Annotated in this window: 20 protein-coding genes, 1 tRNA gene and 3 rRNA genes; 15 read left to right on the top strand and 9 right to left on the bottom strand. The window is 53.9% G+C overall.

Annotated features, from left to right (window positions below):
* Positions 1-116: 116 nt before the first annotated feature.
* Positions 117-566 (bottom strand): FMN-binding protein MioC, encoded by a 450-nt coding sequence (mioC, locus tag O1724_RS23170; RefSeq protein WP_003862381.1) that lies wholly within the window; start codon positions 564-566, stop codon positions 117-119.
* A 90-nt stretch (positions 567-656) separates the two neighbouring features.
* Positions 657-1,115, bottom strand: coding sequence for a transcriptional regulator AsnC (asnC, locus tag O1724_RS23165; RefSeq protein ID WP_003862383.1), 459 nt, complete (start codon positions 1,113-1,115; stop codon positions 657-659).
* A gap of 151 nt (positions 1,116-1,266) precedes the next feature.
* Here asnC and asnA point away from each other — a divergent pair, with 151 nt between their 5' ends.
* The gene (gene asnA / locus O1724_RS23160; protein WP_126297421.1) at positions 1,267-2,259 is read left to right on the top strand and encodes an aspartate--ammonia ligase; all 993 of its coding nucleotides are present in this window, start codon (positions 1,267-1,269) and stop codon (positions 2,257-2,259) included.
* On the opposite strand, the gene viaA is transcribed toward asnA, so the two are convergent.
* Positions 2,260-3,711, bottom strand: coding sequence for an ATPase RavA stimulator ViaA (gene viaA, locus O1724_RS23155; protein ID WP_023315068.1), 1,452 nt, complete (start codon positions 3,709-3,711; stop codon positions 2,260-2,262).
* Positions 3,705-5,201, bottom strand: a complete 1,497-nt coding sequence (gene ravA / locus O1724_RS23150; protein WP_109948853.1) for an ATPase RavA — start codon at positions 5,199-5,201, stop codon at positions 3,705-3,707. The genes viaA and ravA overlap by 7 nt, the downstream gene beginning before the upstream one ends.
* Positions 5,202-5,423: 222 nt before the next feature.
* Between ravA and kup the strand changes: the two genes are divergently transcribed.
* The 7 genes from kup to rbsR all read left to right on the top strand — a co-directional run bounded on the left by kup (position 5,424) and on the right by rbsR (position 13,372).
* Positions 5,424-7,292 carry a low affinity potassium transporter Kup gene (gene kup, locus O1724_RS23145; RefSeq protein WP_463726342.1) on the top strand — a complete coding sequence of 623 codons (1,869 nt, stop codon included), beginning with the start codon at positions 5,424-5,426 and terminating at the stop codon, positions 7,290-7,292.
* A gap of 225 nt (positions 7,293-7,517) precedes the next feature.
* A complete protein-coding gene (gene rbsD / locus O1724_RS23140) occupies positions 7,518-7,937 on the top strand; it encodes a D-ribose pyranase (RefSeq protein ID WP_003862392.1) in 420 nt (139 codons plus the stop codon).
* Positions 7,938-7,944: 7 nt separating this feature from the next.
* Positions 7,945-9,450, top strand: a complete 1,506-nt coding sequence (gene rbsA, locus O1724_RS23135) for a ribose ABC transporter ATP-binding protein RbsA (protein ID WP_003862393.1) — start codon at positions 7,945-7,947, stop codon at positions 9,448-9,450.
* Positions 9,451-9,454: 4 nt separating this feature from the next.
* Positions 9,455-10,420, top strand: coding sequence for a ribose ABC transporter permease (gene rbsC, locus O1724_RS23130; RefSeq protein ID WP_003862395.1), 966 nt, complete (start codon positions 9,455-9,457; stop codon positions 10,418-10,420).
* Between the two features lie 27 nt (positions 10,421-10,447).
* Positions 10,448-11,338, top strand: a complete 891-nt coding sequence (gene rbsB, locus O1724_RS23125) for a ribose ABC transporter substrate-binding protein RbsB (RefSeq protein WP_003862397.1) — start codon at positions 10,448-10,450, stop codon at positions 11,336-11,338.
* A gap of 108 nt (positions 11,339-11,446) precedes the next feature.
* Positions 11,447-12,376, top strand: a complete 930-nt coding sequence (gene rbsK, locus O1724_RS23120; protein WP_003862399.1) for a ribokinase — start codon at positions 11,447-11,449, stop codon at positions 12,374-12,376.
* 3 nt (positions 12,377-12,379) lie between these two features.
* Positions 12,380-13,372 (top strand): ribose operon transcriptional repressor RbsR, encoded by a 993-nt coding sequence (gene rbsR / locus O1724_RS23115; RefSeq protein WP_003862402.1) that lies wholly within the window; start codon positions 12,380-12,382, stop codon positions 13,370-13,372.
* Here rbsR and mdtD read toward each other — a convergent pair.
* Together mdtD and O1724_RS23105 are read right to left on the bottom strand one after the other, a co-directional pair.
* Positions 13,338-14,771, bottom strand: a complete 1,434-nt coding sequence (gene mdtD / locus O1724_RS23110) for a multidrug transporter subunit MdtD (RefSeq protein ID WP_022652092.1) — start codon at positions 14,769-14,771, stop codon at positions 13,338-13,340. The genes rbsR and mdtD overlap by 35 nt on opposite strands.
* Entirely contained in the window at positions 14,768-15,475 is a 708-nt protein-coding gene (locus O1724_RS23105) for a FadR/GntR family transcriptional regulator (RefSeq protein ID WP_414540423.1), read from the bottom strand. The genes mdtD and O1724_RS23105 overlap by 4 nt, the downstream gene beginning before the upstream one ends.
* Before the next feature lie 455 nt (positions 15,476-15,930).
* Between O1724_RS23105 and O1724_RS23100 the strand changes: the two genes are divergently transcribed.
* The 4 genes from O1724_RS23100 (at position 15,931) to rrf (ending at position 20,904) form a co-directional block, all read left to right on the top strand.
* Positions 15,931-17,472, top strand: a 16S ribosomal RNA gene (locus O1724_RS23100).
* An 84-nt stretch (positions 17,473-17,556) separates the two neighbouring features.
* Positions 17,557-17,632, top strand: a tRNA-Glu gene (locus O1724_RS23095).
* Positions 17,633-17,814: 182 nt separating this feature from the next.
* A 23S ribosomal RNA gene (locus O1724_RS23090) occupies positions 17,815-20,718 on the top strand.
* Between the two features lie 70 nt (positions 20,719-20,788).
* Positions 20,789-20,904: ribosomal RNA gene (gene rrf / locus O1724_RS23085) — 5S ribosomal RNA — on the top strand.
* The 16S, 23S and 5S rRNA genes sit together here with 1 tRNA gene alongside, the layout of an rRNA operon.
* A gap of 97 nt (positions 20,905-21,001) precedes the next feature.
* On the opposite strand, the gene mobB is transcribed toward rrf, so the two are convergent.
* Positions 21,002-21,505, bottom strand: a complete 504-nt coding sequence (gene mobB / locus O1724_RS23080; protein ID WP_061856730.1) for a molybdopterin-guanine dinucleotide biosynthesis protein MobB — start codon at positions 21,503-21,505, stop codon at positions 21,002-21,004.
* Positions 21,502-22,086, bottom strand: coding sequence for a molybdenum cofactor guanylyltransferase MobA (mobA, locus tag O1724_RS23075; RefSeq protein WP_045350721.1), 585 nt, complete (start codon positions 22,084-22,086; stop codon positions 21,502-21,504). Before mobA ends, mobB begins: the two co-directional genes overlap by 4 nt.
* Positions 22,087-22,154: 68 nt before the next feature.
* Between mobA and O1724_RS23070 the strand changes: the two genes are divergently transcribed.
* The 3 genes from O1724_RS23070 to dsbA all read left to right on the top strand — a co-directional run bounded on the left by O1724_RS23070 (position 22,155) and on the right by dsbA (position 24,137).
* Positions 22,155-22,424: a YihD family protein gene (locus O1724_RS23070; protein ID WP_003861904.1), complete on the top strand. Its 270-nt coding sequence runs from the start codon at positions 22,155-22,157 to the stop codon at positions 22,422-22,424.
* A 75-nt stretch (positions 22,425-22,499) separates the two neighbouring features.
* Positions 22,500-23,486 (top strand): serine/threonine protein kinase, encoded by a 987-nt coding sequence (locus tag O1724_RS23065; RefSeq protein WP_003861905.1) that lies wholly within the window; start codon positions 22,500-22,502, stop codon positions 23,484-23,486.
* A gap of 27 nt (positions 23,487-23,513) precedes the next feature.
* Complete coding sequence (dsbA, locus tag O1724_RS23060) at positions 23,514-24,137, top strand: thiol:disulfide interchange protein DsbA (protein ID WP_003861908.1); 624 nt, start codon at positions 23,514-23,516, stop codon at positions 24,135-24,137.
* Between the two features lie 22 nt (positions 24,138-24,159).
* Here dsbA and O1724_RS23055 read toward each other — a convergent pair whose 3' ends face one another.
* The gene (locus tag O1724_RS23055; protein WP_047053839.1) at positions 24,160-25,068 is read right to left on the bottom strand and encodes an acyltransferase; all 909 of its coding nucleotides are present in this window, start codon (positions 25,066-25,068) and stop codon (positions 24,160-24,162) included.
* Between the last annotated feature and the right edge of the window lie 367 nt (positions 25,069-25,435).

Raw genomic sequence — 25,435 nt, 5'->3', positions numbered from 1 at the left:
GGGATCAGATCGCCACTTTATACACAGGTCAAAAACTAAACCAACGTTGTTATTTGGATAACTACGGCTTAATACGAGCTTTTAACCAGAGTTATCCACATCTGTTCGCACGATCTTTAATCGTTTTTGAGTAAATTTTTCCATTCCGCGAGCCAGATCTCGGCTGGATCTTCGGGAATATCATGATCGAGGATGTTGATCTTCAGCGTTTCACCCAGCTGTTTTGCTCCGCAGGCGGTCACCGCAGCTTCTACTTTCTCTATGGCGCCACAGAAAGTGTCATATTCACGGCTACCTATCCCCACAGCGCCAAACCGGACGTTTGACAGATCGGGCTGTTGTTCCAGCAGTTCGTCATATAAAGGTTGCAGGTTATCTGGCAGATCGCCCGCGCCGTGCGTGGAGGTGATCAGCAGCCAGACCCCGTCAGTCGGGAGATCTTCCAGCAGCGGTCCGTGCAGCGTTTGTGTAGAAAAGCCCGCGTCTTCCAGCTTCTCAGCCAGATGTTCCGCTACATATTCCGCACCGCCCAGGGTGCTGCCGCTGATAAGAGTAATGTCCGCCATTGATCGCTCGCTCAGATAAAGAGGCGTCCATTGTACGCTTTGAACGAGCTGGGATCTACCTGTGGAAAATGTGGGAATGAAATTGCCCGATCACGGGCGGATAGTACGCATGATCGGGTTTTGCAGGGAGATCAGTGTTTCAGTGGACTGAATTTCATCGATTGTTTGGATCTTGTTGATAAGTACCTGCTGGAGGGCGTCAATGGATCGGCACATGACCTTTATAAAGATGCTGTAGTGCCCGGTGGTGTAGTACGCTTCAGTGACTTCATCCAGCGCGTTCAGTTTCTCCAGCGCGGAGGGGTAATCTTTGGCGCTTTTCAGAATAATGCCAATGAAGCAGCAGACGTCGTAGCCGAGTTGCTTCGGGCTGACATCAATGCGTGCGCCGGTGATGATCCCGGCCTGCTTCATTTTCTCTACGCGAACGTGAATGGTCCCCGGGCTGACGCCAAATTGTTTCGCCAGTTCGGCATACGCGGTGCGTGCGTTGGCCATGAGCGCTTCCAGAATGCCGCGGTCCAGATTGTCGATCTGATAATTTTCCATAGGTTTTTCTTATGAAGATTAATGATTCCTTCTATTCTAGCGTCTTATTTTAACGAATCAAAAGTGAAGGGGGCTTTTTGTTGATGGGTTATTGAATTAAGCGCCTGTTCTGTTGCTTAATCAGTATCAACAGGACGCAGGAGTATAAATAATGAAAACCGCTTACATCGCAAAACAACGCCAGATCAGTTTCGTTAAATCCCATTTTTCTCGCCAGCTGGAAGAGAAGCTTGGCCTTATTGAAGTTCAGGCGCCGATTCTGAGCCGCGTGGGTGACGGGACGCAGGATAACTTGTCTGGTTGCGAAAAAGCGGTACAGGTAAAAGTGAAAACACTGCCAGACGCTCAGTTCGAAGTGGTTCATTCCCTGGCGAAGTGGAAGCGTCAAACCCTGGGACAACACGACTTCAGCGCGGGCGAAGGGCTTTACACGCATATGAAAGCCCTTCGCCCCGATGAAGACCGCCTCTCCCCCATTCACTCTGTCTACGTTGACCAGTGGGACTGGGAGCGCGTAATGGGTGACGGCGAGCGCCACGTTGGCACGCTGAAGTCTACCGTTGAGGCGATCTACGCCGGGATCAAAGCGACCGAAGCGGCCGTAAGCAAAGAGTTTGGTCTGGCACCGTTCCTGCCGGAAACGATCCACTTTGTTCACAGTCAGGAGTTGCTGAGCCGTTTCCCGGATCTGGATGCCAAAGGCCGTGAACGCACGATTGCCAAAGAGCTTGGCGCGGTATTCCTGATCGGCATTGGCGGAAAATTGTCTGATGGTAAACGTCACGACGTCCGTGCGCCGGATTACGATGACTGGAGCACAGTGGGCGAAAGCGAATATGCTGGTCTGAACGGCGATATTCTGGTCTGGAACCCGGTTCTGGAAGATGCGTTTGAACTCTCTTCAATGGGGATCCGCGTGGATGCTGAAGCACTGAAGCGTCAGCTGGCCGTGACCGGTGATGAGGATCGTCTGCAACTGGAATGGCACCAGGCGCTGCTGCGCGGTGAAATGCCGCAGACCATCGGCGGTGGTATTGGCCAGTCTCGTCTGACCATGCTGCTGTTGCAACTGTCCCATATCGGTCAGGTGCAGTGTGGGGTCTGGCCGCAGCAGGTACGTGAGAGCGTCGGTTCTCTTCTTTAATTAACGTCGCCAGCGTCTGAGCAGGCGGCTACGCAACCCGGTATCAAAGCGCCAGATATGATCGAAGATGCGCATGATGCCGGGTTTTCCATGTGCAGACATCGCCACGGCATGGAAACGGTGCTGGTGCACGCGCTGCATCTCCTTCACTTTATTCACGACCTCGTCCGGCAGCCGCTGGGCAATAAAATCGGAAATCACCACCGCATCCGCGTCGTACCAGTCACCGCCCTGCATGCGCTCAATGATACTGCGAAAACAGCTGGCCAGATCGGTGCCGCCGCGAAAGCGCTGGCTTAAAAAGCGGATCGCCTGCTCCAGCCCCTGCGGGCTGGTCAGTTCATACCCCACCACTTCGCTGGAAAAGAGCATGATGTAGCAGCGACGACGATCGGCGAGCGCCACGCGCATCAGGGCCAGGCAGAACGCTTTTGCGCACTGTTCATTAAAGCCCCCCATCGATCCGGACGTATCGACGCAAACAATGAATGGGCCGCGCGGTTGCTCATCAAAATCCTGGTGCACCACCGGACGCTGGCTGATCTTCTCGCGCCAGGCTTCGCCATGCAGTCGATAGGTAATGAGCTGTTTTTCCACCAGCCGACGATAAAACTCATACTCCAGTTCGGTCATTCCCAGCGTGCTGAGTTCCGTTGGCAGCAGGCGCAGGATGTCATCGCTTTGCTGTAGCCCGTCCACCTGCTCCGGTACGGTGGAGGGTTCGCGTACCAGCGTTCGGAAGGTCTCCATCGGCGCATCTTTCTTTGGGACCGACCGGGCCTCCCGGGAGCGGCCGAGCTGTTCTGCGAGCTTCATCAGCTCCGGCTGTTGCGCCAGAAAGTCGCCGTACTTCACGATCAGCTGATAATCGCCCCGCTTTAACTGGCCGGCACTCATATCCCAGAGTCGACCAGCGGCGTTTTCATTCTCCACCAGCACCTGTTCTAACTGGCCGCTCAGGGTCATTCGCTCCTGGACCTCACTGAGCAACTGTTCGCGCTCTTCGTCCAGCAACTGCTGATTGAGGGCCGTGGCCTGGACCACAAGGCTCAGTCGCCAGCGCTGTAAAAACAGCGTATGCAGGGCGGGAGTGAAGCTGGGGTTGTCCGTGACCAGCGCTCTGGCCTGGCTGGCAAACGGGGAGTGAACGTTATCAAGCAGCGTCAGAGTTTGCTGTAGCTGGGCAATAAACTGCGGCGTTGAAAGCCGCTGGCACTGCTGGTAACCAGCCACTTCCTCTGTCAGTTCCGGCGGGACTTCCGTCTCCTTAAACCGCTGGCGCAGGTTATCGCGCCAGCGGGGAAGATCGTCCGTCATTGCTTTTCGGAGCTTGGGGAATTTTTCAAAGAAGGCCGCCAGCTGCGGTGAAGCGAGCAGGGTAATGACGACCTCTTCGATCAACCCTTCCTCGCTAACCGCCAGCATGACGTTAAGCGTGTCCAGCGTTAGCATTGACGCGCCTGTTTAATCTGCGCGCTGACATCCTGCAAGCTGGCTTCAATGCGACCTAACCAGTCGCTATGGATAAAGAGGCATTTCTGCTGCTCGCTGAAGCGGGTGTGCTGCTGATGCCATTCGTTATCCAGCGCGTCGAGCTGCTGTTTGATCTCCTCCGGCACAGTGTCGGAGGCCGTGCCCGGCAGCGCCAGGCGCGATCCCTGAAGGCTGACGTCGCGGATCACAAGGTGCTGGCTGCTGTCGACTTCCATCGACAACGGCTGTGCAAAGCCGATACCGTTGAGTTTACCGCGGATCTCACCGCCCTTATCCAGCCACTGAACCAGCGCAACGCGTTCGATAGTCACATGCACAACCTGCATATCATGAAGCTTCAGCGGCTGCTGAAGAAGAAGCGTGAGCGAGGCGTCAGTCAGCCCGGCTGGCAGTTCGTAGTGCGGTTTACGGGCAAACATCCCGCCAAGACGGTTCACCTTCAGCGCGGTTTTGTCACTTTGCTGCTGCTGGAGCTGAAGGCGACGTTGAGCAATCGCCCCCAGTTGATTAAGCATGGATTGCTGACCCCACGCGTGTCCGGTCATCAAAACGTCCAGCTGCTGCTGCATCAGATTCATCCCTTCTGCGTCATGCCACAGGCAGTCTTTCAGCAGGATCAGATCGATGGGAGCGACATCATCGCGGCCGCTAAACAGCGCGCTTGCCTGGAGCAGACGAATGGCTTTTTTCCAGCGACGATCGGAGACGTACGGCGCGGAGGGCAGTAAATCAAGCTGCTGGCGCAGCATGAAGATCAGCTCAAAAACGGGATCGGGCAGTTTTATCTTGCCGATCTCCTCCTGCCACTGGTGGTATTCCTCGTCCGTGACCTGCAATGACGCTGCCACCGGGTTTTCGTTTTCATCCTGCTGGCTTACCAGCATAGAACGGAAGTTTGATTTATCCTGGACTTTATCCAGCCACAGGCGGATCAGCATACGGTCATACAGCGCTTCCAGGCTGCTGTCGGCTTCGGGCAATTCGTTTGACGCGGCCACCAGCAGGCGCATGGGGATCTTCTCTTCGCTGGCGCCGTTGCGGAATCGGCGTTCGTTAATTGCCGTCAGCAGGGTATTCAGAATGGCCGGGCCGGCTTTCCAGATCTCATCAAGAAAGACGATTTCCGCTTCCGGGAGATAGCCCGCCGTCAGACGTTCATAGCGTCCCTCATCTTTTAGCGCCTGAATGGAGAGTGGGCCGAAAACTTCTTCCGGCGTGGAGAAGCGCGTCATCAAATACTCGAATGCGCGCGCGTTCTGGAAAGCGAATTTGAGGCGGCGTGCGATCAGACTTTTGGCAATGCCCGGCGGCCCCAGCAGAAACACGCTTTCCCCGCTCAGCGCCGCCAGTAAACAGAGACGAATGGCGTGGCTACGCTCGTAAAGGCCTTTTTCCAGCGCACTGCTAAGGCGGGAAATTCTTTCTGCTAATAAATGTGAGTGAGCCATAATAGTTTTGCATCCTTTCGCCGTCGTGGCGGCTAATTGAAGCGAGTATAGACGTTTCGGTCTGGCCTGGTAATAGGCTGAAGTGCGGCGCTATTTTCTTTGCGCTACATTAATGTGGCTGCATTTAGGGGTACGATTTTGCATTGAATCGTGCATACTGTGCGCTTTTTGTGGGCCAAGGGACTAAGCACACATTTGTTATTCAAACGAAAAGACTAGTCTATGAGCACTGATAATAAGCAATCATTACCCGCAGTAACGCTTGCGGCGATCGGGGTTGTCTACGGTGATATCGGCACCAGCCCGCTTTATACGCTTCGTGAATGTCTGTCCGGTCAGTTTGGTTTTGGTGTAGAGCGTGACGCCGTATTTGGTTTCCTCTCGCTCATCTTCTGGCTGCTGATCCTGGTGGTCTCCCTTAAGTATCTCTCTTTCGTTATGCGGGCTGATAACGCGGGCGAGGGCGGTATTCTGACCCTGATGTCCCTTGCCGGGCGCAATACGTCTGCAAGAATGACCTCCGTGCTGGTCATCATTGGCCTGATTGGCGGCAGCTTCTTCTATGGAGAAGTCGTGATTACGCCGGCGATTTCGGTAATGTCGGCCATAGAGGGGCTGGAGATTGTCGCGCCACAGCTTGATACGTGGGTGGTGCCACTCGCTATTATCGTGCTGACGTTACTGTTTGCTATACAAAAACACGGTACCGGGCTGGTGGGTAAGCTGTTCGCGCCTATTATGCTGGCCTGGTTCCTGATCCTGGCGGCGCTGGGCTTACGCAGTATTATCGCCAACCCGGATGTCCTGCACGCGCTGAACCCATTGTGGGCGGTGCATTTCTTCCTGGAATATAAAGTGGTGTCGTTTGTGGCGCTGGGCGCGGTGGTACTTTCCATTACCGGTGTTGAAGCGCTGTATGCGGATATGGGCCACTTCGGGAAACTCCCTATTCGCGTCGCATGGTTTAGCGTGGTCTTGCCTTCACTGGTGCTGAATTACTTCGGTCAGGGCGCGCTGCTGCTTGCACACCCTGAAGCGATTAAAAACCCGTTCTTCCTGCTGGCGCCGGACTGGGCGCTGGTTCCGATGCTGATCCTGGCGACGCTGGCGACGGTCATTGCCTCTCAGGCTGTCATTTCCGGCGTATTCTCCCTGACGCGTCAGGCCGTGCGGTTGGGTTATCTCTCCCCAATGCTCATTATCCATACCTCAGAGATGGAGTCTGGCCAGATCTACATTCCGTTCGTCAACTGGCTGCTCTACTTCGCGGTGGTGATTGTCATCGTCAGCTTTGAGCACTCCAGTAATCTGGCGGCGGCGTACGGTATCGCGGTAACCGGAACGATGGTGTTGACCTCTATTCTCTCCACCACCGTGGCGTACCGTAACTGGCACTGGAATAAGTTCCTCGTGGGGCTGATCCTGGTTGGCTTCCTCTGTATCGACGTGCCGCTGTTCTCTGCGAATCTCGACAAGATTGTCTCCGGTGGCTGGCTGCCGCTGACGCTGGGTCTGGTGATGTTTATTGTGATGACGACGTGGAAGAGCGAACGTTTCCGCCTGCTGCGTCGTATGCATGAGCACGGTAACTCTCTGGAGGCCATGATCGCCTCGCTGGAGAAATCCCCACCGGTGCGCGTGCCGGGCACGGCGGTGTATATGTCTCGCGCGCTGAACGTAATCCCGTTTGCGCTGATGCATAACCTCAAGCACAACAAAGTGCTGCACGAGCGCGTGATCCTGCTGACGCTGCGTACTGAAGATGCGCCGTACGTTCACAACGTGCGTCGCGTACAGATTGAACAGCTGTCGCCAACCTTCTGGCGCGTGGTGGCAAGCTACGGCTGGCGCGAAACGCCGAACGTGGAAGAGGTGTTCCACCGCTGCGGTCTGGAAGGCCTGAGTTGCCGCATGATGGAGACGTCGTTCTTTATGTCCCACGAGTCGCTGATCATCGGCAAGCGCCCATGGTATCTGCGCCTGCGCGGCAAGCTGTATCTCATTCTGCAACGTAACGCCCTGCGTGCGCCTGACCAGTTTGAGATCCCGCCTAATCGCGTGATTGAGCTGGGCACGCAGGTCGAGATTTAAGACTCCGTGCGGGCTGATGCCCTCACCCCGACCCTCTCCCACAGGGAGAGGGCGCAACCATAAAATACGGTAACCTGACGGTTACCGTTTTGCATTTACCTCCTCTGCATTTCACTTAGCGAAACGTTTCGACGTTGATCACAAATCCGTTACGTCATGATGGTTTTCTGAACACTTCTGCGGCTACACTGTTTTTAGCGAAACGTTTCGCTAGTGGAGCAAAAAATGAAGAAAGGCACAGTACTCAACTCAGAAATCTCATCGGTGATTTCCCGTCTTGGGCATACCGATACGCTGGTGGTTTGCGATGCAGGCTTACCGGTTCCGCGCAGCACAACCCGTATCGATATGGCGTTAACGCAGGGCGTGCCCTCGTTCATGCAGGTACTGGAAGTGGTCACCGCGGAGATGCAGGTTGAGGCGGCCATTCTCGCGGCGGAAATCAAACAGCATAATCCGCAACTCCACGAAACGTTGCTCAGCCACATTGAGCAACTGCAACAGCACCAGGGAAACACCATAGAAATTCGTTACACAACGCACGAGCAGTTCAAACAACAAACCGCAGACAGTCAGGCGGTGATTCGCAGCGGGGAGTGTTCCCCGTATGCGAATATCATTCTCTGTGCTGGCGTCACCTTCTGAGGCCATCATGGACGCATTACTGCAACTCAAAGGGATCGATAAATCGTTCCCGGGCGTAAAAGCCCTCTCCGGCGCGGCGCTGAACGTCTATTCCGGGCGCGTCATGGCGCTGGTGGGCGAAAACGGCGCCGGCAAATCCACCATGATGAAAGTGCTGACCGGTATCTACCAACGCGATGCCGGTTCGCTGCTGTGGCTGGGTAAAGAGACCACCTTCAACGGCCCGAAATCCTCTCAGGAAGCGGGCATCGGCATCATCCACCAGGAGCTGAACCTGATCCCGCAGCTCACCATTGCGGAGAACATCTTCCTCGGCCGTGAGTTCGTGAACCGGTTTGGCAAAATCGACTGGAAAACCATGTATGCCGAAGCGGACAAACTGCTGGCGAAGCTGAATCTGCGCTTTAAGAGCGACCGACTGGTGGGCGACCTTTCCATCGGCGATCAGCAGATGGTGGAAATCGCGAAGGTGCTGAGCTTCGAGTCGAAGGTCATCATTATGGATGAACCGACCGACGCCCTGACCGATACCGAAACCGAATCCTTGTTCCGCGTGATCCGTGAGCTGAAATCCCAGGGCCGCGGCATTGTCTATATCTCACACCGCATGAAAGAGATCTTCGAAATCTGCGACGACGTCACCGTCTTTCGCGACGGGCAGTTTATTGCCGAGCGCGAAGTAGCAACCCTGACCGAAGATTCGCTGATCGAAATGATGGTGGGACGTAAGCTCGAAGATCAGTATCCACATCTGGAAAAAGCGCCGGGTGAGATCCGCCTGAAGGTGGATAACCTCTGCGGACCGGGCGTGAATGACGTCTCCTTTACCCTGCGCAAGGGCGAGATCCTTGGCGTCGCGGGCCTGATGGGGGCGGGGCGTACTGAACTGATGAAAGTGCTCTATGGCGCACTGCCGCGCACCAGCGGCTACGTTACCCTTGACGGCCATGAAGTGGTCACCCGCTCGCCGCAGGACGGGCTGGCGAATGGCATCGTCTATATCTCTGAAGACCGTAAGCGCGACGGCTTAGTGCTGGGCATGTCGGTAAAAGAGAACATGTCTCTGACTGCGCTAGGCTATTTCAGCCGCAGCGGCGGCAGCCTGAAACACAAAGATGAGCAGCAGGCGGTCAGCGATTTTATCCGTCTCTTTAACGTTAAAACCCCATCGATGGAGCAGGCGATTGGCCTGTTGTCCGGCGGTAATCAGCAGAAAGTGGCGATTGCCCGCGGGTTGATGACGCGCCCGAAAGTACTGATCCTCGATGAGCCCACCCGCGGCGTGGACGTGGGCGCGAAAAAAGAGATCTATCAGCTGATTAACCAGTTCAAGGCCGACGGTCTGAGCATCATTCTGGTCTCTTCCGAGATGCCAGAAGTATTAGGCATGAGCGATCGCATTATCGTCATGCATGAAGGGCATCTCGGCGGTGAATTCACTCGCGAGCAGGCCACCCAGGAAGTTCTGATGGCTGCCGCTGTGGGCAAGCTTAATCGCGTGAATCAGGAGTAAGAAGATGACTACCCAGGCTGTTTCTGGTCGCCGCTATTTCACAAAGGCATGGCTGATGGAACAAAAATCGCTGATTGCCCTGCTGGTGCTGATCGCGATTGTCTCGACCATGAGCCCGAACTTTTTTACCGTCAATAACCTGTTCAACATTCTTCAGCAGACCTCTGTCAACGCCATTATGGCGGTGGGGATGACGCTGGTGATTTTGACCTCGGGTATCGATCTGTCCGTCGGTTCCCTGCTGGCCCTCACCGGCGCGATCGCCGCGTCGATTGTCGGTATTGAGGTCAACGCGCTGGTGGCCGTTGCCGCTGCGCTGGCGGCAGGTGCGGCAATTGGCGCCGTAACCGGCGTAATTGTGGCGAAAGGTCGCGTTCAGGCGTTCATCGCCACGCTGGTGATGATGCTGCTGCTGCGCGGTGTGACCATGGTGTACACCAACGGCAGCCCGATTAATACCGGCTTTACCGATAACGCCGATCTGTTTGGCTGGTTCGGTATCGGTCGCCCGCTGGGTGTCCCGACCCCGGTCTGGATCATGGCTATCGTTTTCCTGGCGGCGTGGTACATGCTGCACCATACCCGTCTGGGTCGTTATATCTATGCGCTGGGCGGTAACGAAGCGGCAACGCGCCTGTCCGGTATCAGCGTTAATAAAGTCAAAATTATCGTTTACTCCCTGTGCGGCCTGCTGGCGTCTCTGGCGGGCATCATCGAAGTGGCGCGCCTCTCTTCCGCACAGCCAACGGCGGGTACGGGCTATGAGCTGGATGCCATCGCGGCAGTGGTTCTGGGCGGTACGAGTCTTGCGGGCGGTAAAGGTCGCATTGTTGGGACATTGATCGGCGCACTGATCCTCGGTTTCCTGAATAATGGTTTGAATTTGTTAGGTGTTTCCTCCTATTACCAGATGATCGTTAAGGCAGTGGTGATTTTGCTGGCGGTACTGGTAGACAACAAAAAACAGTAACTGACGACACTACAGGACATCTTAGATATGAACATGAAAAAACTGGCTACCCTGGTTTCTGCTGTCGCGCTGAGCGCAACCGTAAGTGCTAACGCCATGGCGAAGGACACCATCGCGCTGGTTGTCTCTACCCTGAACAACCCGTTCTTCGTCTCCCTGAAGGATGGCGCGCAGAAAGAAGCAGATAAACTGGGCTACAACCTGGTGGTGCTGGATTCTCAGAACAACCCGGCGAAAGAGCTGGCTAACGTTCAGGACTTAACCGTTCGTGGCACCAAAATCCTGCTGATCAACCCAACCGATTCCGACGCGGTCGGTAATGCCGTGAAGATGGCAAACCAGGCGAAGATCCCGGTAATCACCCTTGACCGTCAGGCAACGAAAGGGGATGTGGTCAGCCACATTGCGTCTGATAACGTACTGGGCGGTAAAATCGCCGGCGACTACATCGCGAAGAAAGCCGGTGAAGGCGCGAAAGTGATTGAGTTGCAGGGTATCGCCGGGACTTCCGCGGCCCGTGAACGTGGTGAGGGTTTCCAGCAGGCTGTAGCGGCGCACAAATTCAACGTGCTGGCGAGCCAGCCGGCAGACTTCGACCGTACAAAGGGTCTGAACGTCATGCAGAACCTGCTGACCGCGCATCCTGATGTGCAGGCGGTATTCGCACAGAACGACGAAATGGCGCTCGGTGCGCTGCGTGCGCTCCAGACTGCGGGTAAATCAGATGTGATGGTTGTCGGATTTGACGGCACGCCGGATGGTGAAAAAGCAGTAAATGATGGCAAACTGGCTGCGACCATCGCTCAGCTGCCTGAGCAGATTGGCGCGACTGGCGTGCAAACTGCCGATAAAGTGCTGAAGGGCGAAAAAGTTCAGGCCAAATATCCTGTTGACCTGAAACTGGTCATTAAGCAGTAAAGGCGATTCAGGCAGTCGCTGGCTGCCTGAGGGACACCAAATAAAAGAAAAGTGTGGCATACGCCACCGGGTAATACCGGTGGCGCTCTCAGATGGACACCTCAATACATGAAAACCGCAGGCAACCTCGTCGTCCTTGGCAGTATCAATGCCGATCACATTCTTAACCTTGAAACGTTCCCCACTCCGGGCGAAACCGTCACCGGCAATCAGTATCAGGTGGCGTTCGGCGGTAAGGGCGCAAACCAGGCGGTTGCCGCCGGACGCAGCGGGGCGAATATCGCGTTTATCGCCTGTACGGGTGATGACGATACCGGCGAGCGCGTACGCAAACAGCTCGCAAGCGACAACATCGACATCGCACCCGTCAGCGTGGTTGCAGGGGAATCTACCGGCGTGGCGCTGATTTTCGTCAATGCGGAAGGTGAGAATGTCATCGGTATTCATGCAGGGGCTAATGCCGCGTTAACGACTGAACGCGTCGAAGCGCAGCGTGGAATCATCGCCGGAGCGGAAGCCCTGCTGATGCAGCTGGAGTCACCGGTTGAAAGCGTGCTGGCCGCTGCGAAAATTGCGCATGAAAATCATACCTCTGTCGTACTTAACCCGGCACCTGCCCGTGTATTATCAGACGAGCTGCTGGCGCTGGTGGATATTATCACCCCGAACGAAACCGAAGCGGAAAAGCTGACGGGTATCCGTGTCGAAAATGATGACGATGCAGCGCGTGCCGCGCTTGCGCTGCATGATAAAGGCATCGGCACCGTGATCATCACCCTCGGCAGCCGTGGGGTGTGGGCTAGCGTCAATGGCGAAGGTCGTCGCGTGCCGGGCTTTAAGGTCAAAGCCATTGATACCATCGCCGCAGGAGACACCTTCAACGGTGCGCTGGTAACGGCGCTGCTGGAAGGAAAAGCAATGGATGACGCGATCCGCTTCGCGCATGCCGCCGCTGCGATCGCGGTGACGCGTAAAGGCGCTCAGCCTTCTGTTCCATGGCGTAAAGAGATTGATGAATTCTTAAGTCAGCAGGGGTAACGCTTGGCCACAATGAAAGATGTCGCCCGTATGGCGGGCGTTTCTACCTCGACTGTTTCCCACGTTATCAATAACGATCGCTTCGTCAGCGAGGCGATTCGGGAGAAAGTTGACGCTGCAATTAAAGAACTCAACTATGCGCCGTCCGCGCTGGCGCGCAGCCTTAAGCTTAACCAGACGCGCACCATCGGCATGCTGATCACGGCCAGTACCAATCCTTTCTATTCTGAACTGGTGCGCGGCGTGGAGCGCAGCTGCTTCGAGCGCGGCTACAGCCTGGTGCTGTGCAATACCGAAGGCGATGAGCAGCGCATGAACCGTAACCTGGAAACGCTGATGCAAAAACGCGTCGACGGGCTGCTGCTGCTCTGTACCGAAACGCATCAACCTTCGAAAGAGATCATCCAGCGCTACCCTTCTATTCCCACGGTGATGATGGACTGGGCGCCGTTCGACGGCACCAGCGATCTGATCCAGGATAACTCGCTGCTGGGCGGCGATATGGCGACTCAGCATCTGATCGATAAAGGTCATACCCGCATTGCCTGTATTACCGGCCCGCTGGATAAAACCCCGGCGCGCTTGCGTCTGGAAGGCTATCTTTCGGCCATGGAACGGGCGGGGCTTGCCATTCCTGATGGCTATCGCATCACCGGCGATTTCGAATTTAACGGTGGATTTGAAGCAATGCAGAAACTGCTGGCGCAAGAGCCGCGCCCGCAGGCGGTGTTTATCGGTAATGATGCGATGGCATTCGGAGCTTATCAGGCGCTTTATCAGGCGGGATTACGTGTCCCGGACGACATGGCGATCGTCGGTTACGATGATATCGAACTGGCGCGCTACATGACGCCGCCGCTGACCACCATCCATCAGCCGAAAGATGAACTGGGCGAGCTGGCCATCGATGTGTTGATCCACCGCATGGCCCAGCCCACGCTGCAACAGCAACGTTTGCAGCTTACTCCTGTTCTGATGGAACGCGGTTCGGTTTAGCCTTCTCTTTGTGACGCTCTTTAATCAGGTTCCGGCCGTCTTTTGGTTTTAACAACATAAAGACCACCGCCGATACCACGGTAAGCGCGCCCATGGTGATAAAGGTATAGTGGAACTGCTCAACGGTATTTGTACCGTCAAACCCTTCATAAAACCGCAGTACCGCCGCGCTCACGGCAACCCCGAGGCTGATCGACAGCTGTTGAGTGACCGCCAGTACGCTGTTGCCGCTGCTGGCATTCTCGTCGGTGAGGTCCGCAAGGGTGATGGTGTTCATCGACGTAAACTGCGTCGACATGGCCATACCCAGCACAAACAGCGGCAGGATCAGCATCCAGATTGGTAACGCCGCAGATTGCAGAGAGAACTGCGCAATCATCAATCCGATAAAGATCGTCACGCCAACCAGCGTCTTACGATAGCCAAACCAGCGCAGCACCTGCGTGACCGTCGATTTTGCCAGAATCGAGCCCATCGCCGTGGGCGCCATCATGCAGCCAGCAATCAGGGCCGGATAGCCGAAACCGACCTGGAGCATAAGCGGCATCAGGAACGGTACGCAGCCCGTGCCCAGACGTGAGGCAATGTTGCCCGCAATCCCGACGGAGAACGTTCGGGTGTTAAACAGAGATAAAGAGATAAGCGGTGTCGGATGGCGACGCGCATGACGTATATATAGAAGGAACAGCAGAATACCGCTGAGGATGACGGCCAGCGCCAGCCACGTCGCTACGATTTTCTCGCCAAACAGCTCCATCCCGCTGGAGAACAGGACCAGGCTCAGGCCAAACAGAAAGAAGCCGCCCATATCGAAGCTGCGTCTTGGCGTGGTGAAGTTCGGCATATATTTGCGAGCATAAATCAGCCCTGCCACACCAATCGGAATATTAATCAGGAAGATCCAGTGCCAGCTTGCCCAGGTCACCAGGACGCCGCCGAGAACCGGGCCAAGTATCGGGCCGACCAGCCCCGGCATAGTCACAAAGTTGAGCACCGGGAGCAGTTCGCTGCGCGGATAGGCGCGCAATAACGCCAGACGCGCGACGGGCATCATCATCGCGCCGCCTATCCCCTGTAGAACGCGGAAGATAACCAGTTCCATCAGAGAGGTGGAGAGGGCGCAAGCCAGAGAACCGAGGGTGAACAACGTCACCGCCAGCATGAATACTTTACGCGTGCCGAAACGATCGGCCAGCCAGCCGCTGACCGGAATAAGCATCGCCACCGTCAGGGTGTAGCTGATGATGGCGGATTGCATCGCCAGCGGGGAGCGGTTAAGGCTTTGGGCTATGGCGGGAAGGGCGGTATTGAGGATAGTGGCATCAAGTGCCTGCATAAAGAACGCCATGGCTGCAATCCACGGCAATCCGGCCATACTGCGTGCTTTTTTCTCTGTCATTTATTTACCTGCTGGTGGGTTGGCGTGGCCAGCAACGCCTGGCACGCACTCAGGGCTCGCTGCCCGTCGCTCTCCTGAATGGCATCGACTATCGCCTGATGCAGATCCAGCTTCACCACCTCATCCTGTGTGATAGAGGTAAAGTAAGTGTGGTACACAGAATGGAATAAAGAAGCAAAGGAGGTCAGGAAAGGATTTCCGCTCATATTATAGATATGTTCATGCCAGGCCATATCGACCGCTATCCAGCGCTCGCGGTTAAAGTGCTTTTTCAGATCCACCATCTCTTCCATCAAAGTATTGAGCTGCGCTTTTTGCTCTGCTGTGCCGAGCGTGGCGGCAAGCAGACAGGCCTGAGGTTCAAGACTGCTGCGCATGACCAGAAAGTGATCGACGACCTGATTAAAGTTATCTTCGGTCATCCACCAGGTGAGCAACTCCTGATCGAGAAAGTTCCAGTTTCCCTGAGGCATAACGCGGGTGCCAATGCGCGGGCGTGGTAGCACCATCCCTTTCGCCGTTAATGTTTTTACCGCTTCGCGAACGGCTGTACGGCTAACGCCAAACTGATCTCCCAGCTCCATCTCGCTGGGCAGGATGCTACCTGGAGCATATTTACCCGCTAAGATCAGCTGCGCCAGTTTCTCTGCCAGCACATAGGACAGGTTTTTTTGAGCTGCCAGCTGTTGTGCGCTTAATGGCATCGCTTTTATTCCTTAGATATTGATGCGGCTAATTATGCCATCTCAGGTGTGATTGTGGTTGCAGATACATCAAATAGAACAATTTGTGGCTGGATCTCATCGCTTTTGGTGAAAAAAAACACGGTCAGAAATTTTTTTTAAATTTCCTCTTGTCACTTCAGAAGAACTCCCTATAATGCGCCTCCACTGACACGGAACAACGGCACGCAAGCCGCCGGGTCAGCAGAGAAAAGCAAAACAAACGCTTGACTCTGAAGCGGGAAAGCGTAATATGCACACCCCGCGCCGCAGCGAAAACGAAGCGGCACTGCTCTTTAACAATTTATCAGACAATCTGTGTGGGCACTCAAAGTGACATGGATTCTTAACGTCCTCGGACGAAAAATGAATACCAAGTCTCAACGAGTGAACACGTAATTCATTACGAAGTTTAATTCATTGAGCATCAAACTTTTAAATTGAAGAGTTTGATCATGGCTCAGATTGAACGCTGGCGGCAGGCCTAACACATGCAAGTCGAACGGTAACAGGAAGCAGCTTGCTGCTTCGCTGACGAGTGGCGGACGGGTGAGTAATGTCTGGGAAACTGCCTGATGGAGGGGGATAACTACTGGAAACGGTAGCTAATACCGCATAACGTCGCAAGACCAAAGAGGGGGACCTTCGGGCCTCTTGCCATCGGATGTGCCCAGATGGGATTAGCTAGTAGGTGGGGTAACGGCTCACCTAGGCGACGATCCCTAGCTGGTCTGAGAGGATGACCAGCCACACTGGAACTGAGACACGGTCCAGACTCCTACGGGAGGCAGCAGTGGGGAATATTGCACAATGGGCGCAAGCCTGATGCAGCCATGCCGCGTGTATGAAGAAGGCCTTCGGGTTGTAAAGTACTTTCAGCGGGGAGGAAGGCGATAAGGTTAATAACCTTGTCGATTGACGTTACCCGCAGAAGAAGCACCGGCTAACTCCGTGCCAGCAGCCGCGGTAATACGGAGGGTGCAAGCGTTAATCGGAATTACTGGGCGTAAAGCGCACGCAGGCGGTCTGTCAAGTCGGATGTGAAATCCCCGGGCTCAACCTGGGAACTGCATTCGAAACTGGCAGGCTAGAGTCTTGTAGAGGGGGGTAGAATTCCAGGTGTAGCGGTGAAATGCGTAGAGATCTGGAGGAATACCGGTGGCGAAGGCGGCCCCCTGGACAAAGACTGACGCTCAGGTGCGAAAGCGTGGGGAGCAAACAGGATTAGATACCCTGGTAGTCCACGCCGTAAACGATGTCGACTTGGAGGTTGTGCCCTTGAGGCGTGGCTTCCGGAGCTAACGCGTTAAGTCGACCGCCTGGGGAGTACGGCCGCAAGGTTAAAACTCAAATGAATTGACGGGGGCCCGCACAAGCGGTGGAGCATGTGGTTTAATTCGATGCAACGCGAAGAACCTTACCTACTCTTGACATCCAGAGAACTTTCCAGAGATGGATTGGTGCCTTCGGGAACTCTGAGACAGGTGCTGCATGGCTGTCGTCAGCTCGTGTTGTGAAATGTTGGGTTAAGTCCCGCAACGAGCGCAACCCTTATCCTTTGTTGCCAGCGGTTAGGCCGGGAACTCAAAGGAGACTGCCAGTGATAAACTGGAGGAAGGTGGGGATGACGTCAAGTCATCATGGCCCTTACGAGTAGGGCTACACACGTGCTACAATGGCGCATACAAAGAGAAGCGACCTCGCGAGAGCAAGCGGACCTCATAAAGTGCGTCGTAGTCCGGATTGGAGTCTGCAACTCGACTCCATGAAGTCGGAATCGCTAGTAATCGTGGATCAGAATGCCACGGTGAATACGTTCCCGGGCCTTGTACACACCGCCCGTCACACCATGGGAGTGGGTTGCAAAAGAAGTAGGTAGCTTAACCTTCGGGAGGGCGCTTACCACTTTGTGATTCATGACTGGGGTGAAGTCGTAACAAGGTAACCGTAGGGGAACCTGCGGTTGGATCACCTCCTTACCTTAAAGAACCTGCCTTTGTAGTGTCCACACAGATTGTCTGATGAAAAGTAAATAGCAAGGCGTCTTGCGATTGAGACTGTACGTCCCCTTCGTCTAGAGGCCCAGGACACCGCCCTTTCACGGCGGTAACAGGGGTTCGAATCCCCTAGGGGACGCCACTTGCTGGTTCGTGAGTGAAAGTCACCTGCCGCCATATCTCAAAACTGACTTGCGAGTCACGTTTGAGATATTTGCTCTTTAAAAATCTGGATCAAGCTGAAAATTGAAACGACACACAGCTCATGTGTGTTCGAGTCTCTCAAATTTTCGCAATCAGAAGTGAAACATCTTCGGGTTGTGAGGTTAAGCGACTAAGCGTACACGGTGGATGCCCTGGCAGTCAGAGGCGATGAAGGACGTGCTAATCTGCGAAAAGCGCCGGCGAGGTGATATGAACCCTTGACCCGGCGATGTCCGAATGGGGAAACCCAGTGTGTTCCGACACACTATCGTTAACTGAATACATAGGTTAACGAGGCGAACCGGGGGAACTGAAACATCTAAGTACCCCGAGGAAAAGAAATCAACCGAGATTCCCCCAGTAGCGGCGAGCGAACGGGGAGCAGCCCGGAGTCTGAATCAGCTTGTGTGTTAGTGGAACGGTCTGGAAAGTCCGACGGTACAGGGTGATAGTCCCGTACACGAAAATGCACAGGTTGTGAACTCGAAGAGTAGGGCGGGACACGTGGTATCCTGTCTGAATATGGGGGGACCATCCTCCAAGGCTAAATACTCCTGACTGACCGATAGTGAACCAGTACCGTGAGGGAAAGGCGAAAAGAACCCCGGCGAGGGGAGTGAAAAAGAACCTGAAACCGTGTACGTACAAGCAGTGGGAGCACCTTCGGGTGTGACTGCGTACCTTTTGTATAATGGGTCAGCGACTTATATTCTGTAGCAAGGTTAACCGTATAGGGGAGCCGAAGGGAAACCGAGTCTTAACTGGGCGTTAAGTTGCAGGGTATAGACCCGAAACCCGGTGATCTAGCCATGGGCAGGTTGAAGGTTGGGTAACACTAACTGGAGGACCGAACCGACTAATGTTGAAAAATTAGCGGATGACCTGTGGCTGGGGGTGAAAGGCCAATCAAACCGGGAGATAGCTGGTTCTCCCCGAAAGCTATTTAGGTAGCGCCTCGTGAACTCATCTTCGGGGGTAGAGCACTGTTTCGGCTAGGGGGCCATCCCGGCTTACCAACCCGATGCAAACTACGAATACCGAAGAATGTTATCACGGGAGACACACGGCGGGTGCTAACGTCCGTCGTGAAGAGGGAAACAACCCAGACCGCCAGCTAAGGTCCCAAAGTCATGGTTAAGTGGGAAACGATGTGGGAAGGCACAGACAGCCAGGATGTTGGCTTAGAAGCAGCCATCATTTAAAGAAAGCGTAATAGCTCACTGGTCGAGTCGGCCTGCGCGGAAGATGTAACGGGGCTAAACCATGCACCGAAGCTGCGGCAGCGACACTATGTGTTGTTGGGTAGGGGAGCGTTCTGTAAGCCGTTGAAGGTGTGCTGTGAGGCATGCTGGAGGTATCAGAAGTGCGAATGCTGACATAAGTAACGATAAAGCGGGTGAAAAGCCCGCTCGCCGGAAGACCAAGGGTTCCTGTCCAACGTTAATCGGGGCAGGGTGAGTCGACCCCTAAGGCGAGGCCGAAAGGCGTAGTCGATGGGAAACAGGTTAATATTCCTGTACTTGGTGTTACTGCGAAGGGGGGACGGAGAAGGCTATGTCAGCCGGGCGACGGTTGTCCCGGTTTAAGCATGTAAGCGGAGGTTCCAGGTAAATCCGGTACCTTATTAACGCTGAGGTGTGATGACGAGGCACTACGGTGCTGAAGTGATAAATGCCCTGCTTCCAGGAAAAGCCTCTAAGCATCAGGTAACACGAAATCGTACCCCAAACCGACACAGGTGGTCAGGTAGAGAATACCAAGGCGCTTGAGAGAACTCGGGTGAAGGAACTAGGCAAAATGGTGCCGTAACTTCGGGAGAAGGCACGCTGATAGGTAGGTGAAGCCCCTGCGGGCGGAGCTGAAATCAGTCGAAGATACCAGCTGGCTGCAACTGTTTATTAAAAACACAGCACTGTGCAAACACGAAAGTGGACGTATACGGTGTGACGCCTGCCCGGTGCCGGAAGGTTAATTGATGGGGTTAGCGGCAACGCGAAGCTCTTGATCGAAGCCCCGGTAAACGGCGGCCGTAACTATAACGGTCCTAAGGTAGCGAAATTCCTTGTCGGGTAAGTTCCGACCTGCACGAATGGCGTAATGATGGCCAGGCTGTCTCCACCCGAGACTCAGTGAAATTGAACTCGCTGTGAAGATGCAGTGTACCCGCGGCAAGACGGAAAGACCCCGTGAACCTTTACTATAGCTTGACACTGAACACTGGTCCTTGATGTGTAGGATAGGTGGGAGGCTTTGAAGCGTGGACGCCAGTCTGCGTGGAGCCATCCTTGAAATACCACCCTTTAATGGCTGGTGTTCTAACGTAGACCCGTGATCCGGGTTGCGGACAGTGTCTGGTGGGTAGTTTGACTGGGGCGGTCTCCTCCCAAAGAGTAACGGAGGAGCACGAAGGTTGGCTAATCCTGGTCGGACATCAGGAGGTTAGTGCAATGGCATAAGCCAGCTTGACTGCGAGCGTGACGGCGCGAGCAGGTGCGAAAGCAGGTCATAGTGATCCGGTGGTTCTGAATGGAAGGGCCATCGCTCAACGGATAAAAGGTACTCCGGGGATAACAGGCTGATACCGCCCAAGAGTTCATATCGACGGCGGTGTTTGGCACCTCGATGTCGGCTCATCACATCCTGGGGCTGAAGTAGGTCCCAAGGGTATGGCTGTTCGCCATTTAAAGTGGTACGCGAGCTGGGTTTAGAACGTCGTGAGACAGTTCGGTCCCTATCTGCCGTGGGCGCTGGAGAATTGAGGGGGGCTGCTCCTAGTACGAGAGGACCGGAGTGGACGCATCACTGGTGTTCGGGTTGTCATGCCAATGGCACTGCCCGGTAGCTAAATGCGGAAGAGATAAGTGCTGAAAGCATCTAAGCACGAAACTTGCCCCGAGATGAGTTCTCCCTGAGACCTTGAGTCTCCTGAAGGAACGTTGAAGACGACGACGTTGATAGGTCGGGTGTGTAAGCGCAGCGATGCGTTGAGCTAACCGATACTAATGAACCGTGAGGCTTAACCTTACAACGCCGAAGGTGTTTTGGCGAAGAGACAGACACGATTTTCAGCCTGATACAGATTAAACAGAATTTGCCTGGCGGCTTTAGCGCGGTGGTCCCACCTGACCCCATGCCGAACTCAGAAGTGAAACGCCGTAGCGCCGATGGTAGTGTGGGGTCTCCCCATGTGAGAGTAGGGAACTGCCAGGCATCAAACAAGTGAAGAGGCCATCCGCAAGGATGGCCTTTTTGCGTTGGTTTGCTGAAAAACGGCAGGCCGTAAGGCGAAGCCGTCACCCGGCAGATCTCAGACTGCACACCACGCCGAAATAAACGCTGCAATCCCCTCCACATCATTCAAATCCAGAACCGGTACTTTCAGCGTCAACGCAACGTCACTGGCCACGGCAATCACATGTTCATCCAGCGTTAACTCACTTACGTCATGTCCGGCATCGCTTCTGAATAGTAGGATCTTCGCAACAGCCTCATGCTTAAACCCCTCAACCAGCACCAAATCCAGCGTGGAGTGATCCATCCGGCTGACAAGATAAGCGAGATCCAGCGGTGCTTCATCCGGTGTTTCTGTCATTAACGCCCAGCGCTGGTTACTCGCCACCATCGTTTGTGCAGCGCCAGCCTTACGCAGCTCATAGCTATCTTTCCCCGGTTTATCGACATCCATGTTATGGTGCGTATGCTTAATCAATCCGGGACGAATGCCTTTGGCGCAAAGTGCAGGTATCAGTTTTTTTAGCAGCGAAGTTTTCCCGGTGCCACTCCAGGCTGAGATCGCTAATACGGGTATCATTTTCTCTCCTGCATCATCTGCAAATCTTCCGTCGTGTTTACATTCACAAACGCCGATTTCATGTCGCTGAAATCAACGGAATGCCCTCCGGACTGGCGCATAAATACCATGACGCGTCGCTCTCCTGCGGCCAGGTAATCTTCCAGCGCGGATATTAACGAGCGATTAATCAATGCGATCGTTGGATGGTCGCGTTCACCGTCGTGTACCCAGACGACGGGAGCACCACCGCGCCGCTGCACCAGACGTTCAACCAGACAGGACGGGATGAAGGGCGTATCACATGGACAAAAGAGAAACCACTCTCCGTACGACTGCTGCATAACAGAAAGCATTCCCGCCAGCGGACCGGGGTAGTCCACCAGGTTATCCTGATAAACCGGATACCCGCTGCGCTGATAAATATCAACATGTCGATTAGCGCTGATCGCCATCGATGACACCTGATCTGCAAGCGTATCAGCAACATGCTGCCATAATGGTGTGTTGTTCAGGAGCTGAAGTCCCTTATCCTTTCCACCCATTCGCGTTGCCCTGCCCCCGGTCAGAACAACCCCGATGATTTCCTGGCATTGATTCACGAATATCGCCTCTTTTATTGTGGGATTGACCCTGCTAACGTGTCTCTCTAAATGAAAGGAGCACTACCATGAAATGTAAACGTCTTAATGAAGTCATTGAGCTTCTCCAGCCGGCCTGGCAAAAAGAGCCAGAGCTGAATCTGATGCAATTTTTACAGAAACTGGCGAAAGAGTCAGGTTTTGATGGCGAACTGGCGGACCTTTCTGACGACATCCTGATCTACCACCTGAAAATGCGTGACTCGGCTAAAGATGCTGTTATTCCTGGCATTCAGAAAGATTATGAAGAGGATTTTAAAACCGCATTACTGCGCGCCCGAGGCGTAATTAAAGAGTAAAAGCTTGTAAGCGGAGCCACCGAAATCGCCACAAGATGATATCCTGAATCATTCGTATAATTTCCGGATGATCGGATGAACGACCAGGCTTTTACTTTCCAGACACTACACCCGGATACCATTATGGATGCGCTGTTCGAGCAGGGTATTCGGGTGGATTCCGGGTTAACCGCTTTAAACAGCTACGAAAACCGTGTCTACCAATTTCAGGACGAAGAGCGCCAGCGCTTTGTCGTAAAGTTTTACCGTCCACAGCGCTGGTCCGCAGAACAAATTCAGGAAGAACATCAGTTTGCCCACGATCTACTGGATGACGATGTTCCCGTTGCGGCACCGATTAAATTCAATAACCAAACGCTGCTGACCCATCAGGGCTTTTACTACGCGGTATTTCCGAGCCTGGGCGGAAGACAGTTTGAGGCAGATAATATCGATCAGATGGAATGGGTTGCCCGCTATCTGGGGCGCATTCATCAGACGGGACGTAAAAAACCGTTTGTTGCCCGTCCGACGATTGGTGTTCAGGAATATCTTATTGAGCCGCGACAGGTATTCGAAACATCGGCGCTGATCCCGAATGCACTAAAGGATAATTTCCTCACGGCGACCGATAAGCTTATTGATGCTGTAAAAGCCTGCTGGCGGGATGATATTACTACTCTGCGCCTGCACGGTGACTGCCACGCCGGGAATATTCTCTGGCGCGATGGGCCGCTATTTGTCGATCTTGATGACGCACGTATGGGACCCGCGGTGCAGGATCTATGGATGCTACTCAACGGTGATAAAGCCGAGCAGCGCATGCAGCTTGAGACCATAATTGAAGCTTATGAAGAATTTATCCCCTTTAATTCAGACGAAATTGCCTTGATAGAGCCTTTACGTGCGATGCGATTTGTTTATTATCTCGCGTGGTTAATCAGGCGTTGGGAAGACCCGGCTTTTCCCCGAAATTTCCCCTGGCTTACCGGGGAGGATTACTGGCGCAACCAGATATCCACATTTACCGAGCAGGTTAAGGTTCTACAGGAACCCCCTTTGCAATTAACGCCGATGTATTAATTGGACACACCCAGGAGAGAGTTGATCATGAAAAAAATTTGGCTGGCGCTGGCTGGTATGATTCTGGCATTTAGCGCAACTGCTGCGCAGTTTACCGACGGCAAGCAGTACATTACGCTAGACAAGCCTGTTGCTGGCGAGCCTCAGGTGCTGGAGTTCTTCTCCTTCTACTGCCCGCACTGCTACGAGTTTGAGCAGGTACTTCATGTTTCTGACAACGTGAAGAAAAAGCTGCCGGAAGGCACCAAAATGACGAAATACCACGTTGAGTTCCTTGGCCCACTGGGCAAAGATCTGACTCAGGCATGGGCGGTCGCGATTGCGCTGGGTGTGGAAGATAAGATCACCGCGCCTATGTTTGAAGCCGTACAGAAAACCCAGACCGTACAAACTACGGCAGATATCCGTAAAGTGTTCGTAGATGCCGGTGTGAAAGGTGAAGACTACGACGCTGCCTGGAACAGTTTTGTGGTGAAATCTCTCGTGGCACAGCAGGAAAAAGCTGCCGCTGACTTCCAGTTGCAGGGCGTGCCGGCGATGTATGTTAACGGCAAATACCAGGTGAATATGCGTGGTATGGACACGACCAGCATGGATATCTTCGTACAACAGTACGCTGATACCGTGAAATACCTGGTTGAGAAAAAGTAACAACCATAAAGAAAAACGCCGGTCACTGACCGGCGTTTTTGTATGAAGATTTAATCTTCGCTATCTGCTCGTCTTTCTCTTTCCAGAGTGTATTAAGCCAAAGCTGGAAACGACGTTTGAAGTTTTTATCGTTGACGTAATCCCCGTGCAGTTCAGTATTGACGGGCACCAGATCAACGCGGACAACGATACGCGTCAGCCTGCCGCTGAGCATGTCGTAGAATGGCGTCCTGTCGTTTTCCGGATAGCAGAGCGTTACGTTCAACAATTTATCGAACTGCTCACCCAGCACGTTGAGCGCCATTGCGATGCCCGCAGCCTTTGGCGGCAACAGGTTCTGATAAGGAGAGCGAGTTTGCTGGCGCTTCTCTTCGGTAAAGCGCGATCCTTCGACGAAGTTAACAATGGTGGTGGGATGCGCGCGAAACTTCTCGCAAGAACGGCGCGTGGTTTCCACGTCCTTACCGCGGCGTTCCGGATGACGAATCAAATAGCTGCGTGAATAGCGTTTCATAAACGGCATATCCAGCGCCCAGCAGGCCAGACCAATGAAAGGCACCCAGGCCAGCTGCTGTTTCAGAAAGTATTTATTCATCGGAATGTGTTTGCGAAACAGTACGCACAATACAACGATGTCGGCCCAGCTGTGGTGATTGCAGATCAGCAGATACCAGTGCTTTTTGTTCAGCTTCTCCAGACCCTGAACGTCCCACTTCAGCCAGGGGTTCAGATGCAGCAGGATCGCCAGGCCTTCACACCAGCAGTACATCATAAAATTACAAAAAGCAGACACCGCGCGCCATACCGGAGGGACAGGCAACAGGAGCTTAATTATTCCGGCAACGATGATTGGCACAGAACAGGCGATAGTAACCAGAATAGTTAAAATGACGCTTAACAATAATGTTATCGCAGCGAGTATTCTCGACATGATGAATTTTTTCAGATAGTTAGCTGTAATTGAGCAGCCGGCTATCCGGTGCTGGGCGCCGATCTTATCAGAAATTCGCTCAGACCAGGGCGCTTTCACACCAGGAGGCCGCGGCTTTTCCTGGCAGGCCGCGAATTTTTCCCTATAGACAAGGTGCTTAAGCCTTATATCCACAAAGACTAAATAACCATCAGTGAGGTGTGATCTTAATTGATCTTGTATTAATTGTTTGATTTAAATAGATAAATAAGTTTTCAATATCACTTTTATCAAGCTGTTATTCACCTGCATTAAAAATATGCACAAACTTATCCACAGTTTTGTTTTGCGAGCGATCTTCCCGATCGCAAAATCTTTTTCTGTATAA

Source organism: Enterobacter cloacae complex sp. HYC074_NIDB (assembly GCF_056673345.1).
The sequence above is the reverse complement of the archived record's forward strand: the minus strand, read 5'-3'. Positions and strand labels throughout refer to the sequence as shown.